This window comes from Bacteroidota bacterium, assembly GCA_005882315.1.
In the GTDB taxonomy this organism is placed as follows: Bacteria; Bacteroidota; Bacteroidia; order Chitinophagales; family Chitinophagaceae; genus VBAR01.
Genome location: VBAR01000001.1, coordinates 812,419 through 827,813 on the forward strand (window position 1 = coordinate 812,419; position 15,395 = coordinate 827,813).

Here is a 15,395-nt window from a genome sequence, read left to right on the forward strand (position 1 = left end):
TCTTGAATTATATCAAATCCCATGTGAGTGGTGTGCCAGCCTTAATATCATTTTTTACAGCCCTGCCCATTACCAGGTCAAGATAGCGGCTTTCTAATCCATTGCCAGGTCGGATAATTTTTATGTTGGTAGCATTGATCAGTTCACCAGATTTCATGTCTTTAGCTATATAAATTGATCTTTTAAACATTTTGCTTTTTTCTTCCGCCTTCTGCACACCATATTTTACCGCACCCAATGCCAGGAAAGCTCTTTCGGATTCTGTAACCAAAGCTTTTAATTCATCCGGTTCCAATGAAAAAGCACTGTCAACACCACCATCTGCCCTGCGCAATGTAAAATGCTTTTCAATTACTCTTGCCCCTAATGCAGCTGCAGCAACTGAAGCCCCGATTCCCATAGTATGATCACTGAGACCAACAAGGCAATTAAACAATTGCTGAAGATGAGGGATCGTAAGGAGATTTGTATTTTCTGGTGAAGCGGGATATGTACTCGTACATTTTAACAGCACCAGGTCTTTACATCCATGCTGCCGGAGAATACGTACTGATTCATCGATATCAGAAAGGGTACTTACACCCGTGGACATGATCACCGGTTTACCAGTTGCTGCAATTTTTTTTAGTAATGGCCAGTCCGTATTTTCAAATGAAGCCACTTTATATATAGGCACATTGAGTTCTTCCAGGAAATCAACAGCAGTTTCATCGAATGGTGAACTGAATGCGAGTATTTTTTTTTCTTTTGCCCTCTCGAAAATAGGTCTATGCCATTCCCACGGGGTATACGCTTCCTTGTAAAGATCATATAGCTCTCTCCCTTTCCATAAAGAATTATCATCGGTGATCTGGTAAGCGCCTTTGATAGTCATTGTATCAGCTGTATAAGTTTGCAACTTTATTGCATCTGCACCTGCTGCAGCTGCCGCATCCACAATTGCCAGTGCCCTGTCAAGCGACTGGTTATGATTGCCCGACATTTCGGCAATAATGAAAGGCCTTTGAGTGAGGCCAATCTGTTTACTTCCCAGTTTAATGTCCGTCATATTGCATAATGTATTTGTAAGAGGCCGCATATTCCTTTGCTGCTTCTTTTTTAAATTTTAATTTTTCAAATGATTTTTGGGAAGCAATATTTGCTTCTTTGACAAAGCCTGTTATTGAAATTACTTTTTTATAATCATCTGTAAAAGCTGTGATACCTTTGGAAAGGATGGTTGTGCCTAAACCCACGTTCCTGTAATTTTTATCTACGAGATAGCCTAACACAGCTTCATTACCTGAGACTTGGAAACGGATTTGCGCCATGGGCTTAGCATCCAGCTCAAGTATGTAATAATAAGAGTTGGGGTCTTCCAGTTTTGATGCGAACCATTTTTCATGATCACTCAGTGGAATAGCATTATTATTATAAGATTGTTCTCTTACTGCCGGTTCATTTATCCATTCATAACAAAGCATCATATCACCAGCCAAAACCTTTCGTACAACAAATTGCTGCGATAAAAATATCTGTTCGACTATCTTTTTTAATCTGTCGCTGGCTTTGCCATCAAAAACAGCAGCTTGCTTTTCTAAACTTTTTTGTTCCGCAATTTCATTTTCTTTTTCTGCATCTTTCAATTGAAATGCAAATCCTTCCCTTGTAAGAAAACGAATCATATCATCCTGGTTAGTCGCTATCTGCTCAAGGTAAACTATGCCCCCGATGGTCATGTATTCAAAACACACCGTGCTGGGCGAACAAACAGCATAAGAACAGGACAACATCTCTGATGCCATAGCTTCCGCATTTAATGAAGTTCCAACTGATGCCTTTAACCCGTTGCCTTTTAAATATTGGTTCAACTCATCAGCAAACTGGTATCCGCCACCTGTTACAATTCTTAACTCTTCAAACTTTTTAAGCGATGCGATAAACTTAACCACCTCCAGTGTTCTATTTTCAGGATCAGCTCCACCCAAACAAATAAAGATCTTTCGATTTTTCTCCCTCAGTTTTCCTTTTCCCGCTTCTTTAAGAAATGGTTTTCGAAGCAGACTGTATTGCGGTCCAAAATAAAATAGTGTGCCGGGCAATGCGTTGTAATCCATTGGTGTAATCCCACCTGCTGAATTGATAATTACATCTGCATTGAAAAAATATTCATGAATATCATCGATGCAAACAATAGAAGCCCCGGTGCTGCGAAGGATTTCTTGATATTCTTCCCTGAAATGATAACCATCTAATACTACTATATCGCTGACACGAATCTCACTAGTGATTTTTTTTGCTTCCGCAGATAAATCGGTTTCTTCAGATAATAAATTAATCGCTGTGAAATTTTTATTGGCTTCAGTTAACACTGCCGGTAGATTACAACAGGTATAAAGTATTCGTTCAAATTCATTACCTATAGATTCTGATAATGCACCACATCTTACAATATGCCCTAAACCCATCTGGCTATTACCATCCGCTCTGAAAATTATTCTGCCTTTTGTGTTATTCATTTTTCAAATAGCCAGTATGTAATATCATCAAATCCGGCATTATCGTAAAGATGACCCCATAGAAAACCATAGTCAACCAGTTTAACAGGAAAGTTCTCTATGAAAAGTTTGCCAAAATCACGTTTAAAAAGTTTGTTTGCTTCACCCTGATACTCTATCATTACCGGCGTACGATTAAAATACTCACCAATCAAAATATATTTTTGTGAATATTCAAACATCTTTTTCATGTTTGCCAATAAATCTTCAGGATGAATATGAATAAGTACACCAATTGTATAAACCAGATCAAAGCTGTTATTCGAAAAATTAGATTCAACAATTGGTCCATTAAAACTACTATCAGGGCTATACCTGTTCGTTACTATTTCATAAGCTGTCGGGCTTATTTCAATCAATGATTTTTTTGCTGAAGGATAAACTTCTGAAAGAAATCCTATGTTACGTCCAATATTACTTCCGCACTCTAAAAATGAATTTATTGGGCCCGCCTTTTTCAACATCTCTTTCCATCCCTGTGTCCCCATTGCAAAATCGAATTCAGAATTTTTTTCAATATAGGAGGAAGCATATTTTTCTTTCCAGAATTGTTGTTGTTCGTTCATATGTTAAGCTTGAATGATTGAATAGATTCAATTACATAATTCTGTTCTTCTTCTGTCAAAGTTGGATACATCGGCAGGCTTAAACATCTTTCATAATAAGATTCAGCCGCCGGGAAGTCTCCTTTCTTAAAACCAAATTGCCTGTAATAAGGCATCAGATGTACGGGTATATAATGTACCTGAGTAAAAATATTTTTAGTACGCAAGTAGTCATACAGCTCTTTTCTTTTGTCTGACTGAACCACATAAAGATGAAATGCATGTCCCGCATCATACTGCGGGGTCCTTACACCTGCATTTTTCAACCCTATGTCATATTTTGCTGCAATCTCTTTTCTTCTTTTCAACCCGGCATCAGCTTTTTTAAGTTGTGATATACCCAGTGATGCAAGCATATCCGGCAATCGGTAATTATAACCCAGCTCAGTCAGTTCCATATACCAGCCACCATGATTTTCCTGCATTTCCAACGGATCCCTGGTAAGTCCATGAGTTCTTAACCGTAGAAGCCGTTTATAAATTTTTTCATCATTAGTAGTTATCATCCCGCCTTCGCCGCAGGCAATATGCTTAACCGGGTGAAATGAAAAGACTGCTTGTTCAGCAAAGCGACCATTGCCACAATTTTGTTTTGCACCTTTTGAATCAGTAAAATATCCGCCGGGTGCATGACAGGCATCTTCCAATATCCAGGCACCATATTTATCCGTAATTGTTTTCAGTTGCTCAAGATTCACAGGGTAACCGGCCAGGTCAACCGGTACCACTCCTTTGATCTTTTTATCTTTTTTAAACAAATCTTCTACACGGTTCAAATCAATTGTATAACTGTCCTTATCAATATCGGCAAATAAAACTTCTGCTCCGCAGTACCGGGCACAATTAGCTGATGCAGAAAAAGTGATCGGTGATGTGATAATTTTTTCGCCGGGAGAAAGTTGATAAGCAAGGGAGGCCAGGTGTAATGCTCCTGTACCATTAGCAACTGTGACGGCATATTTACTTCCTATATACGCTGCAAATAATTTTTCAAACTCTCCGGGTTTTGGTCCCTGTGTAAGAAAATCCGATTGCAGGGTTTCAACAACAGCTGCAATATCCTCCGCAGTTATGGACTGCCGCCCGTAGGGTATTGGTTTATTCATGCTAAAAAATTATTTAATATTGAAATCCGGATCAAGATGTTCGCGGATCAGTTTCCGGATATCTGTCGCGGATACCCATTCTGTATTTTCGCCAGAGTTATAGTTAAACCCTTCTTTTACTTTTTGGGCATTGAATTTTGCAAGAAAATCTTTCAATTCCCATGCTGTTGTCTGGGGCAAAATAACGTAGTATTTACCCAAATCATATGTGGTAAACGAGTCAGAACTGGTAATCATTTCTTCATGTACTTTTTCACCGGGCCTTATTCCAATAATTTCCTTTTTGCATTCGGGCCCAATAGCTTCCGCCACCTCAGTAATTTTATAAGATGGTATTTTAGGTACATAGAGTTCACCACCCCATGCATGCTCCAATGCATGCAGTACCATTTCCACTCCTTCCTTAAGCGAAATATTAAAGCGAGTCATATTAGGATCTGTAATAGGTAATACCCCCTCTTTTCTTTTTTTCATAAAGAAAGGAATTACCGAACCATTGGAGCCCATCACATTTCCGTAACGAACCACAGAAAAAACGATATCCTTATTGCCCCTTATATTATTAGCAGCAATAAAAAGTTTATCAGAAGTAAGTTTTGTAGCCCCATATAAATTAATCGGTGCACAGGCTTTATCAGTAGAAAGTGCCACTACCCGTGTTATTGCTGTTTCCAGAGATGCCTTGATTACATTTTCGGCTCCGCCGATATTTGTTTTAATACATTCATCCGGGTTATATTCGGCAATATGCACATGTTTCATAGCAGCTGCGTGAATTACATAATCGATATCATGGAAGGCCCGCTTCAACCTATCATAATCTCTTACATCTCCAATAAAAAAACGGATCATCGGATACTTCTTATCCGGATAATCCAAAGCCATCTGGTATTGCTTCTGCTCATCCCTTGAGTAAATAACGAGGCGTTTTATATCAGGCCATTTATGCAGAATTGTTTTAGTAAACTCCTTACCAAAAGATCCTGTTCCGCCGGTAATTAGGATGGATTTCCCGTTTAAATCTAAATTCATATTCATTTTTTAAAAAATAACAGTTTATTATATGCTGATTAAGGACTGAAATAAAAACCGGTATGGATTTCTTGTTATACCATTTTTATATCCTGATGATATTAATTTAGTAGCTGATAAAAAATAACATTATGGCAAAACTGGCGAAACAGTCTAAAAGAAAGCACTTACCCGATTTTTTAATGTGTCTTTCATTTTGTCTTCTTTTAATTAAAACAGATGCGCAAAATGTTTTTAGCTTCTCTTCTCCTACCGATTTTCCTGCGGAAGCAGCTGCCGATCTGAAATACCTGCTGCAAAAATCCTCGGGTCAAAACTGGGAATTGGTGAGTGGCCAAAATATTCAGCGAGGATTTATACTTTCAGTTTCAACCACCGGTTCTTTTAAAACCGGGGAAAGCTGTATCATCACCGGTAACGGAAAAGACCTGCTGCAATTTCAATCTCCCACTATTAATGGTTTGATCTTTGGAGTTTACCGTCATCTTAGGGATCTCGGTTTTAAATTTTACCTGCCCGATGAGATCTATACTATCATCCCCACTGGTACAAACCTATTTGTCAAACAAACAAAAACAGTCACTCCCCATCTTCGTATCCGCGAATTTTTTGGAACCGGTGGTTTTGGTAGCGGCAAAACAGATATCGACCGTTCCGTACAAAGAGATTGGCAAATCTGGAAATGGCGTAATGGCTTTGGATCTGAATTCCCATTGGCTGGTCATGTCGGCGAAACGTTTAACTTAAACAATGCTGCCACTCTTGAAAAAAATCCCGGCTGGACTGCTACTCCCATTAAACAAAACGGACAGGTAAGTATAAATACCAAACTGAATTATTTTAATGCAGCCGCTGTTGATTTTTTTACAAACTGGACGATAAAAAAATTCACAGATAAAAACTATAAACTGCAACCGGCTTTTATCCGCGATATGGTATCGGTAGAGCCTGCAGATGGCGGTGATTATATGACTGGAACCGCAACCGTAAACGGTGTAAAACTAAATACCGTAAGCGACCAGGTTTTTTATGCCGCCAATATTGCTGCAGAAAAACTGGAAAAAAAATTTCCAAATAATCCCGGTATTGGCGTGAACCTATATGCTTATAGCCAGCATGCAGATGTGCCTTCCTTTCCTTTGCACCCGCGGGTTTTTGTTCAGATCATTCCTTACCAATTTCAAAACATTGCTTTTGGCCCTGCTTTCATCAAACGATGGTCAGAGAAAGCAAAGCGTTTTGGATTGTACGATTATTATAAATATCCCGATAGCCATAATGACCAGCCGTCAGGCTATACACTTGATGAACTGATGGCCCGTGCCCTGCATGCCGCAAAAGCAGGTTCGGAAGGCACTACGTATGAAACTTCGTATTCAAAATTTTCTACAGCTGTTCAACTCTGGGTGCTGGTTCGCTATATGGCCGACAGTAACAGTAAATGGGAATTACAGTACAACAAACTGATCACTGATTTATATGGCGGCGCTGCAGCACCTGTAAAAAAGCTATTTGATCTATTTTATCGCCAGTCACAGTTCAACGCCGGGCAACTGAAAACATCAATTAACCTGGTGAATGAAGCCGATCGGTTGAATAAAGATGCCCTGGTAAAAAAACGAATTGATGAACTAAAACTTTATCTCACTTATGTCAGTCTTTACCAGGAATCGCAAAACTTGAAAAACGGAACACTCGAACAACGTACGATGCCGGTATTTAAAATGGCCTGGACACTTTACGAGAAAAAGATCATTCATAGTTACCGCATCATGCAGCTGGTATCTTATGGTTTTCTAAATACGCCGGGAGCCAATGCGGCAGCTACTCAGCGTCACCAACAATTGCACTTGCTTACTTTTCCTGAAACAGATGAGGCAAAAGCACTGTGGCGTGAACCGGTTTCTGTATCACAGTATTCAGAAAAGGAACTCAACGCCATGTTTACATCCATAGAAAAAAATATAGCCGGACATAGCGAAACTTCTATAAGCAATGCTGAACCTTCTATTATACTCAATAGCATTAAACAAAGTTTTAAACCGGCACAACAATTACACGTACAAGGTGATAATTATGCAAGAGGCTATTTTACCATTTATTCAGAAAAACAAACGACACTTACTGTTAACTATGAATTAAGTGGTGGTAATGCTGAACCTTCTGCTACAGTGTCGGGTACTAATGTTGATTACTCAAATGTTCTCGATAAAAAAATAACAGGCAAGACCGGAAGCTTCACTATTTCACTTTCACCCGGACAGTCCTACTACTTTATAAATGCTGCTGATAAAACAACCTACCGGATGAAAATAGATCTAAATGGCGCCTGGTTATTTTACGAACCTGCCCCTAGAGGCATAATGGCTTTTATTAATAAGACCGGGAAGTTCAGCTATGAGCCTGATGCTTATCCCTGCTACTTTTATGTACCTCAAAACACGACCGAAGTAAAATTCAAGGTGCAGGTAAATGCCCTGGCAATATATTCCCCGGATGGCCGCAAGGTGAATACCACTTTACTTGAAAAACAAGATGGTGGTTTTGAGATACGCAGCTTTAAGGTTGATCCAGGTGAACAAGGTAAGATCTGGAAAGCTGTTGTCTCTGGTAATTACAATTATCAAATGCTAAATATTCCGGATCGCTGGTTTTTACTGCAACCTAAATAATAAATGCAAGTGATCCCGGAATAATTATTTACCCTTTAAAATTTTTTGCAGGTAACTGCCATACCCGCTTTTGGCAAGCTTATCTGCGTGTTCCATCAATTTTTCATCACTGATATAGCCTTTGCGCCAGGCCACTTCTTCTATGCAGCCGATCTTTGTGCCCTGTCTTTTTTCTATTACTCTTACAAATTCACTTGCATCGCTGAGTGAATCAAATGTACCTGTATCAAGCCATGCAGTTCCCTTATCCAGCACAGCTACTTTTAATTTATCCCTACGCAGGTATTCTTTATTTATATCTGTTATCTCGTACTCACCTCTTACAGAAGGTTGCAGATCCTTAGCAATACCCACCACCTCATTATCATAAAAATATAAACCAGGTACAGCGTAGATTGATTTAGGTTTTGCCGGTTTTTCTTCGATGGAAACAGCTTTCATCTGAGAATCAAACTCTACCACACCATAGCGTTCAGGGTCGCTTACCTGGTAAGCAAATACATAACCTCCTTCAAGGTTGGATAGTGATTGTAGTTGCTTATCTAATCCTGTTCCGTAGAAAATATTATCGCCAAGTATCAATGCAACTTTATCATTCCCGATAAACGAAGCTCCGATCACAAAGGCCTGCGCCAGTCCATTGGGAATTTCCTGTATTGCATATTCAAAATGACATCCCAACTCACTGCCATCGCCCAATAATCTTATAAAGGAAGCATTGTCTTCGGGTGTGGTAATGATCAATACATCTTTTATTCCCGCCATCATTAGAACCGACAGGGGGTAATAGATCATCGGTTTGTCATAAATGGGCATCAGCTGTTTAGAAATAGCTTTTGTGATCGGGTATAACCGTGTACCGCTTCCGCCTGCCAGTATTATTCCTTTCATTGATAAGTCACTATTAATTTAAAAAAACGCACTGTTACATGGAGCTTTTTACAGGGCTAAATGAATACTTGAGAGAAAGAAATCTTTTTTCCAAAAAGGTAAAAGAAAGATATGCGATCCCAATAGTAAAAAGCGGAATAAAAGCATAAATAAAAATACTTTTAAGCACGTCATCAGTATCCTTAAGGAAATGCTGCATTGTCCTGGCTGTCAGAAAAATTACCAACGGATGATAAACATAAATGCCATATGAAATTTTCCCCAAAAAATTGAAGACTGGTTTTTCCAGATCTATGATTGTACCGGCGTTTGCGCATACATTCACTATTAACACTACTGCAATACAGGCTACAATTTCATTATCAATAACAGAAGCAATATGAAACCGGTTAAATGCCATGAATATAAGCGAAAGCCATGCAATTGTTTGGACAATTTTATTAAAACACACCTTAAAGAAATAGACTTCATTCCTGGAATAAAAAACTGCTGCTATCGCCCCAATAGCCATACAATCAAACCGTGTAACGTCAAGTACCAGATAAGGCCATTGAATACCTGTTTGCTTGTCCAGTAATCTCATACCAATTTTTAAAAGGGCAAAAACAGCAACAAATATTAAAAGAAATCTTAGGAGCTTTTCTGAACGCTTAACTATCCACGGCCAAAAAAGATAAAATTGCTCTTCGACACCTAATGACCAATAGTGTCCAAGTAAGGCTAACGAAAAATTGAATATAAAAGGAACATTGGCGCCTAAAAAAATATAGTACGCAATACTACCGGGCAAAGTTTCAGGCATACAAAAAAATAAAACTACCACAACAATAAGCAGGTAAAAAAAATAAAGTGGCCATATTCTTAAAATCCTACGCAGGTAAAAAGCTTTGATTTTTATATCGCCAAATTTTTCTTTCTCACGAATCAAAAGATATGTAATCAAAAAGCCACTCAAAGCAAAAAATATAGTAACTCCAAACGCCGCCAAATCATTGGTAAAAGATTTTTTAAACCCAAAAAGTTTAAGAGACAAACTTATATGAGAAAAAACCACCGCAAGTGCGGCGATGGCTCTAATACCGTTCAATCCTCTTAAATGGATATTGCTACTCATGCTTTATTTACGTCATATTGAAACCGACAGGGGTAATAGATCATCCGTTTATCATAAATGGGCATCAGCTGTTTCGAAATAGCTTTTGTGATCGGGTATAACCGGGTACCGCTTCCGCCCGCCAGTATTATTCCTTTCATTGAAATAATTATTTTTTAATGAGTCTTTTTTTTAAGCCAGACAGTTAGTTGCATTCCTGTATGGGTCCACTGCATTATTTTTTTTAATGGCCAGTGTAAAAATTTTGGGAAATGGTAGATCTCACAAACATAATATTGATGAAATAAAATTGTATATCCCAATTTTTTTGAAAGTTCCACAAACGAATTATAGCCAAACTCATAAAGATGAAAGGGAGAATGCATAGGACTCAGATTTGTTACATAGTTAGTTCCTGTTAAACGATAATAAGTATTAAGAATTTTTGCGATCAGGTGTTTTCCAGGCATGCAGCAGGATGATAAAGATGTTCGAAAACAGCCCCAAATGTGATAAAGTCAAATGTAGAAGACTCATAGTCTGCATTCTCAATTTGTCCAAATTGCAGTTTCTCCGCTGGTATGCCCATTTTTGATATAGCCCTTTCATAAAAGGGTTGAGAGGGTTCCAATCCATAAGCATCAAATCCTGCATGTTTTAAAGAAAGCATACATTTTCCAATTCCGGCGCCAATATCCAATGCCTTCATACCCGGTTCGATCTTTTTTATTTGTTTTAATGTATTTATTTCAAATAAAAAATAATCCGGTGTCCATTTAAAATATTCGGGGATCCAATAGTTTTCAGGAGGCATTCCATAGTGATCTTGAATATCAAAAGGAACTGGTTGTGGACTTGAATATATCAATTGACAGGAAGTGCATTTCTTAACTGAAACTGATATTCCTGTTTTCCTCCTGGGTCTGAGCCCCTGTGAACGATTAAGACGCTGCCCCATAACTCTATGCCTTCCTGTAGGATCTCCGCACATCTCGCAATTAGCAATTTCCTCAAACGAGTACCTTTTTATACTCATAAATTAATAGTTAGTGGGAATATTGCTTTTCATAATACTGCATATAATCTCCGTTTGTTACATGCTTAAGCCATTCTGTATTTTGTAAATACCAGTCAATTGTTTGTGATAATCCTTCTTCGAAAGTAACTGAGGGTTTCCAGCCTAATTCCTTATTTATTTTTGATGCATCAATTGCATATCGCCTGTCATGGCCCTGCCTGTCTTTTACATAAGTGATCAATTGATCGCTGGTCCCGGGTGCATTCCCCATTTTTTCATCCATAAGTTTGCAAAGCAATTTTACCAGGTCAATATTTTTCCATTCATTAAATCCGCCGATCCCATAAGTATCTCCTGTTTTTCCTTTGTGAAAAACCAGGTCAATTGCTGTTGCATGATCTTTTACAAACAACCAGTCCCTTGTAAAAAGCCCATCACCATAAACCGGTAAGGGTTTCTTATTAATGATATTATTGATAAAAAGTGGGATCAGCTTTTCGGGAAAATGATTAGGCCCGTAATTATTGGAACAGTTGGTGACGATCGCCGGCAAACCATAAGTATCATGATAAGCTCTTACAAAATGATCACTGGATGCTTTAGAAGCACTGTATGGTGAATGCGGATCGTATCTTGTTTCTTCTGTAAAAAATCCTGTTTCTCCCAATGCACCAAATACTTCATCAGTGGATACATGATGAAAACGCTTGCCTTCCATATTGTCTTTCCAAAAGTGTTTTGCTGTATTCAACAGGTTTACTGTACCGATCACATTGGTGTACACAAAATCAAGCGGCGAAACAATGGAACGATCTACATGGCTTTCTGCAGCAAGATGTATGATACCATCCGGCTGATAGCGTACAAAGACCCGCTCCAGCTGGTCAGTATCCAGGATATTTGCTTTCTCAAAAAGATAGTTGGGCTCTTTATCAATATCCCGCAGATTTTCGAGATTGCCTGCATAGGTCAGTGCATCAAGATTAATTATTCTGTAATCCGGGTATTTTTTTACAAATAATCGGGCCACATGCGAACCGATAAAACCTGCACCACCGGTTATTATAATTGTTCTGCTCATTTTTTCTTTGATTGCCCTTTGTACCAATTATAAGTTATTGCCAGGCCTTCTCCTACTGAAACAACAGGACGGTAATCCAATAATTGCTGAGCCTTTGTTATATCTGCAAGACTATGTTTAACGTCTCCCTTTCTTTCAGAACCGAATATAGGTTGAATGCTTACGCCTGCTTCCTTCTGCAGCTGGTTGAATAATTCAAGCAGCGATGTCTGCACTCCGCAAGCAATATTATAAACCTGGTTCACAGCATTTTTGTTTTCTGTAAAAAGTGAAAGCAGGTTTGCCTGGACAGCATTTTCTACAAAGGTAAAATCACGGCTATGTGTTCCATCGCCATTCATCGTTGGCGGTTTATTATTTAAAATGGCTTCTGCAAACAATGGGATAACGGCCGCATAAGGTCCTTTGGGATTTTGCTTCGGTCCGAAAATATTAAAGTAGCGAAGCCCGATAAATTCAGTGCCATATAGCTCGCCAAATACTTTTGCATACAATTCATTAACCAGTTTTGTAACGGCATAAGGTGATAGCGGCTTCCCGATCTTATCCTCCTGTTTAGGCAAACCCGGGTGATCGCCATAGGTAGATGAGCTGGCAGCATACACCACACGTTTGATTCTTTTTTCTTTTGCTGCCAGAAAAATATTTAGTGTGCCGGTGATATTTACATCATTGGTAGTGAGCGGATCATTGATTGACCGGGGCACTGAACCCAAAGCAGCCTGGTGTGTAATAAGATCAATACCATCACAGGCTTTTATGCAGGCTGCGGAATTTCTGATATCGGCTTCAATAAAACTGAAACGTGGATTAGTAGTAAATTCTTTTAAATTTTCCATTGATCCTGTGCTTAAATTATCAAGCACTCTTACTTCGTTTATCTTCTCATCCTTTAGCAATGTACCCACGATGTTGGAGCCGATAAATCCTGCCCCGCCTGTTACCAGAATTTTCATAAGATCAGAAGCTGCTTATTTTTTAAAGAATTTTGTAAAGTCAAGTTTGTCTATTACTTTTTCAAGGAAAGATTTAGGTGGATGCTCTTCCTCGTAATAGCTGCCGTAACCATAGCCATAACCATAACCGTAACGGCCATAACCATAATACCCGTAACCGGGTTTTACTTTAACATCATTGATAATGATGGATAGCTTAGGTAATTTATTCTCCCGATAAAATTCATCAATAAGGGCAATTTGCTTTTTAAATGTATGCCCTTGTCTTACGAGATATAATGTACAGTCCGCAAATTTACCTAACGTCAATGCGTCACTCACCATACCTGCAGGAGCTGTGTCAATTATTATTACATCAAATCGTTTTTTTAGCTCTGCAAAAAGAACGTCTACTCTCTCTCCTAATAAAAGTTCGGCTGGATTTGGAGGTATCGGGCCGCAAGCCAAAACATATAGATTTTCATACTCAGGGATCTTTACAAGCATTTCATCAAGATCCTCTGATTTGCCTACAAGAAAGTTGGTGATACCACTGCGTTTGGGAAGACCTAAACCAGACATTACTTTCGGTTTGCGAATATCAAACTCCAGTACCACTGTTTTTTTTCCGGCCAGCGACAATACTGCACCCATATTTGTGCTTGCAAAAGATTTACCCTCTCCACTATAAGAGGAGGTAACCAGCAATACTTGTTTTTCTTTGTTTCCAAGAATATACTGCAGGTTTGACCGGATGATCCTGAACTGTTCAGCTACCATACTACGGGTAGCTTTACTAACAATTAGTGTATTGTCGGCATAAGAGTGGCCTAGCTCCCCAAGGATCGGGGCTGCGGTCACTTTTTCAACATCAAATCTTGTCGTCACTTTATCATTCAATACTTCCTTCATGAAGATAATGAGAGCCGGAATAGCAAGGCCGACGAGAATAGCCAACATCTGGATCGCTCTTCTGTTGGGTTTAACAGGTATGGAACTTGCAAATGAATTTTCAACTACTTGTGAGTTTGAAATAGTGGAAGCCCTTGAAATTGCTGTTTGTTCTCTTTTTTCCAATAATAAATTAAACAAAGCCTGCTTACCATCTACCTGGCGTTTTATTTCAAAGTAACCCCGGGTCTTAACAGGTAAAAGTTTCAATTGAGCTTCTGTACTCTGGTTGCTTCGGTGCAGCTCACTAATATTTCTGCTTATTGATGATTTAATATTGGATATATTCTCAATTAATCTACTTTTTAAAAGTTTGATCTTTTCTTCTACTTCGGAATAAATTGGGTTACCTGCCGGTATATTTTCTTTTATATAAGCCTCACGTTCTACCTGGAGTTTATTATAGCCACCGATGAGTTCTTCTAAGGTCAGATCATCGATTGTTAATGAAGAAGGCACTTTACTATATTCATTTTCCGGATCCTTCAGATAACCCGAGATCTGGTCCAGTGTCATTGCCTGGAGCTGAAACTCCCCAACCTGTTTATCAGTTTCTTGTATTTTTTCAAAATATCCGCCTGACTGATCTTCTATATCGATGATATTATTTCTCTCCATATAATCCAGCATCAGTTTTTGTACACTGTCCAGTTGGTGTGAAAGAAGATCAATACGACCATCAATAAAATCCAGCATCTGGTCAGAGGTCTTATTTTTCACTTCTTTGGTATAATTGCTGTATTCTTCCATCAGGCTATTAATGATATCAGCCCCCATCTGGGAACTCGTCGTCAGCATAGAGATATTAATGATCCCGGTTCCCGCAGATTTCGGAACTACCTGCAATAAGCCAGCGACGACGGCAGCAGCTGAGTAGGTGGAGTGATAAGTAACATAATATTCCTTTCCTAAAGATCTTGTTTTTTTATTTAGCCGGAAAATACCGTATTGATTTTTGAAAAGTTGTCCAAACTTTATCTGGACATTATCACTTTTGAAAGTTTCATTATCAAGGATTCTGATCTTAAGTGTAAAAGAACGGTTAGAATCTAACATATTTATTGCTTCCAGTACAAAAGGATTGGCTTTATAAATATTCTGATCCTTGATCTTTCCTTTTGCAAAATAGGTGTACTGGAGGTTAAGTTTTTTTATAACCCTTGATATTAATGGCTTTGATTTTAATATTTCAACTTCGCTTTGAATATTCTGTACCCGTGAGCTGGAAAATATATCATCAAATTTATCAGTACGGGCACCCTGACTTTCGCTTTTTATCAGCAATGTACCGCTTACATTATAAATGGGTGTTGAATAACGGAGATACAAATAGGCGCCCAGCAATGAAATGGATATGGAAATTACTATCCACGGCAAAAAACGGATGTATTTAAAAAACAAATCTCTTACACTCAGGTTCCACATCTCACTCTTAGGATTGTTACTCTGTTCTTGCATTGTTTCGGGTAATAAG

General features: G+C 38.6%; 12 protein-coding genes and 1 pseudogene. 1 reads left to right on the forward strand and 12 read right to left on the reverse strand.

Annotated features, from left to right (window positions below; genetic code table 11):
* Nucleotides 1–7 precede the first annotated feature (7 nt).
* The 5 genes from pseI to pseB are packed head-to-tail and all read right to left on the reverse strand — an operon-like array spanning nucleotide 8 to nucleotide 5,280.
* Nucleotides 8–1,048 (reverse strand): pseudaminic acid synthase, encoded by a 1,041-nt coding sequence (pseI, locus tag E6H07_03275; protein TMI64953.1) that lies wholly within the window; start codon nucleotides 1,046–1,048, stop codon nucleotides 8–10.
* A complete protein-coding gene (gene pseG, locus E6H07_03280) occupies nucleotides 1,035–2,498 on the reverse strand; it encodes a UDP-2,4-diacetamido-2,4,6-trideoxy-beta-L-altropyranose hydrolase (GenBank protein ID TMI64954.1) in 1,464 nt (487 codons plus the stop codon). Before pseG ends, pseI begins: the two co-directional genes overlap by 14 nt.
* Complete coding sequence (locus tag E6H07_03285) at nucleotides 2,495–3,103, reverse strand: methyltransferase domain-containing protein (GenBank protein ID TMI64955.1); 609 nt, start codon at nucleotides 3,101–3,103, stop codon at nucleotides 2,495–2,497. The genes pseG and E6H07_03285 overlap by 4 nt, the downstream gene beginning before the upstream one ends.
* Nucleotides 3,100–4,248: a UDP-4-amino-4,6-dideoxy-N-acetyl-beta-L-altrosamine transaminase gene (pseC, locus tag E6H07_03290; GenBank protein ID TMI64956.1), complete on the reverse strand. Its 1,149-nt coding sequence runs from the start codon at nucleotides 4,246–4,248 to the stop codon at nucleotides 3,100–3,102. Before pseC ends, E6H07_03285 begins: the two co-directional genes overlap by 4 nt.
* A gap of 9 nt (nucleotides 4,249–4,257) precedes the next feature.
* Nucleotides 4,258–5,280 (reverse strand): UDP-N-acetylglucosamine 4,6-dehydratase (inverting), encoded by a 1,023-nt coding sequence (pseB, locus tag E6H07_03295; GenBank protein TMI64957.1) that lies wholly within the window; start codon nucleotides 5,278–5,280, stop codon nucleotides 4,258–4,260.
* Between the two features lie 131 nt (nucleotides 5,281–5,411).
* Here pseB and E6H07_03300 point away from each other — a divergent pair, with 131 nt between their 5' ends.
* Nucleotides 5,412–7,952, forward strand: a complete 2,541-nt coding sequence (locus E6H07_03300; GenBank protein TMI64958.1) for a DUF4838 domain-containing protein — start codon at nucleotides 5,412–5,414, stop codon at nucleotides 7,950–7,952.
* 24 nt (nucleotides 7,953–7,976) lie between these two features.
* Here the strand turns inward: E6H07_03300 and rfbA are convergent, their stop codons facing one another.
* From rfbA to E6H07_03335, 7 genes and pseudogenes are all read right to left on the reverse strand, one after another.
* Nucleotides 7,977–8,843 (reverse strand): glucose-1-phosphate thymidylyltransferase RfbA, encoded by an 867-nt coding sequence (rfbA, locus tag E6H07_03305; protein TMI64959.1) that lies wholly within the window; start codon nucleotides 8,841–8,843, stop codon nucleotides 7,977–7,979.
* Nucleotides 8,844–8,877: 34 nt separating this feature from the next.
* A complete protein-coding gene (locus E6H07_03310) occupies nucleotides 8,878–9,957 on the reverse strand; it encodes an acyltransferase (protein ID TMI64960.1) in 1,080 nt (359 codons plus the stop codon).
* Nucleotides 9,958–9,986: 29 nt separating this feature from the next.
* Nucleotides 9,987–10,097: pseudogene (locus E6H07_03315) on the reverse strand (glucose-1-phosphate thymidylyltransferase).
* Nucleotides 10,098–10,387: 290 nt separating this feature from the next.
* Complete coding sequence (locus tag E6H07_03320) at nucleotides 10,388–10,972, reverse strand: class I SAM-dependent methyltransferase (GenBank protein ID TMI64961.1); 585 nt, start codon at nucleotides 10,970–10,972, stop codon at nucleotides 10,388–10,390.
* 10 nt (nucleotides 10,973–10,982) lie between these two features.
* Entirely contained in the window at nucleotides 10,983–12,035 is a 1,053-nt protein-coding gene (rfbB, locus tag E6H07_03325; protein ID TMI64962.1) for a dTDP-glucose 4,6-dehydratase, read from the reverse strand.
* Nucleotides 12,032–12,991 carry an SDR family oxidoreductase gene (locus E6H07_03330; protein ID TMI64963.1) on the reverse strand — a complete coding sequence of 320 codons (960 nt, stop codon included), beginning with the start codon at nucleotides 12,989–12,991 and terminating at the stop codon, nucleotides 12,032–12,034. The genes rfbB and E6H07_03330 overlap by 4 nt, the downstream gene beginning before the upstream one ends.
* A 15-nt stretch (nucleotides 12,992–13,006) precedes the next feature.
* Nucleotides 13,007–15,379, reverse strand: a complete 2,373-nt coding sequence (locus E6H07_03335) for a polysaccharide biosynthesis tyrosine autokinase (protein ID TMI64964.1) — start codon at nucleotides 15,377–15,379, stop codon at nucleotides 13,007–13,009.
* Between the last annotated feature and the right edge of the window lie 16 nt (nucleotides 15,380–15,395).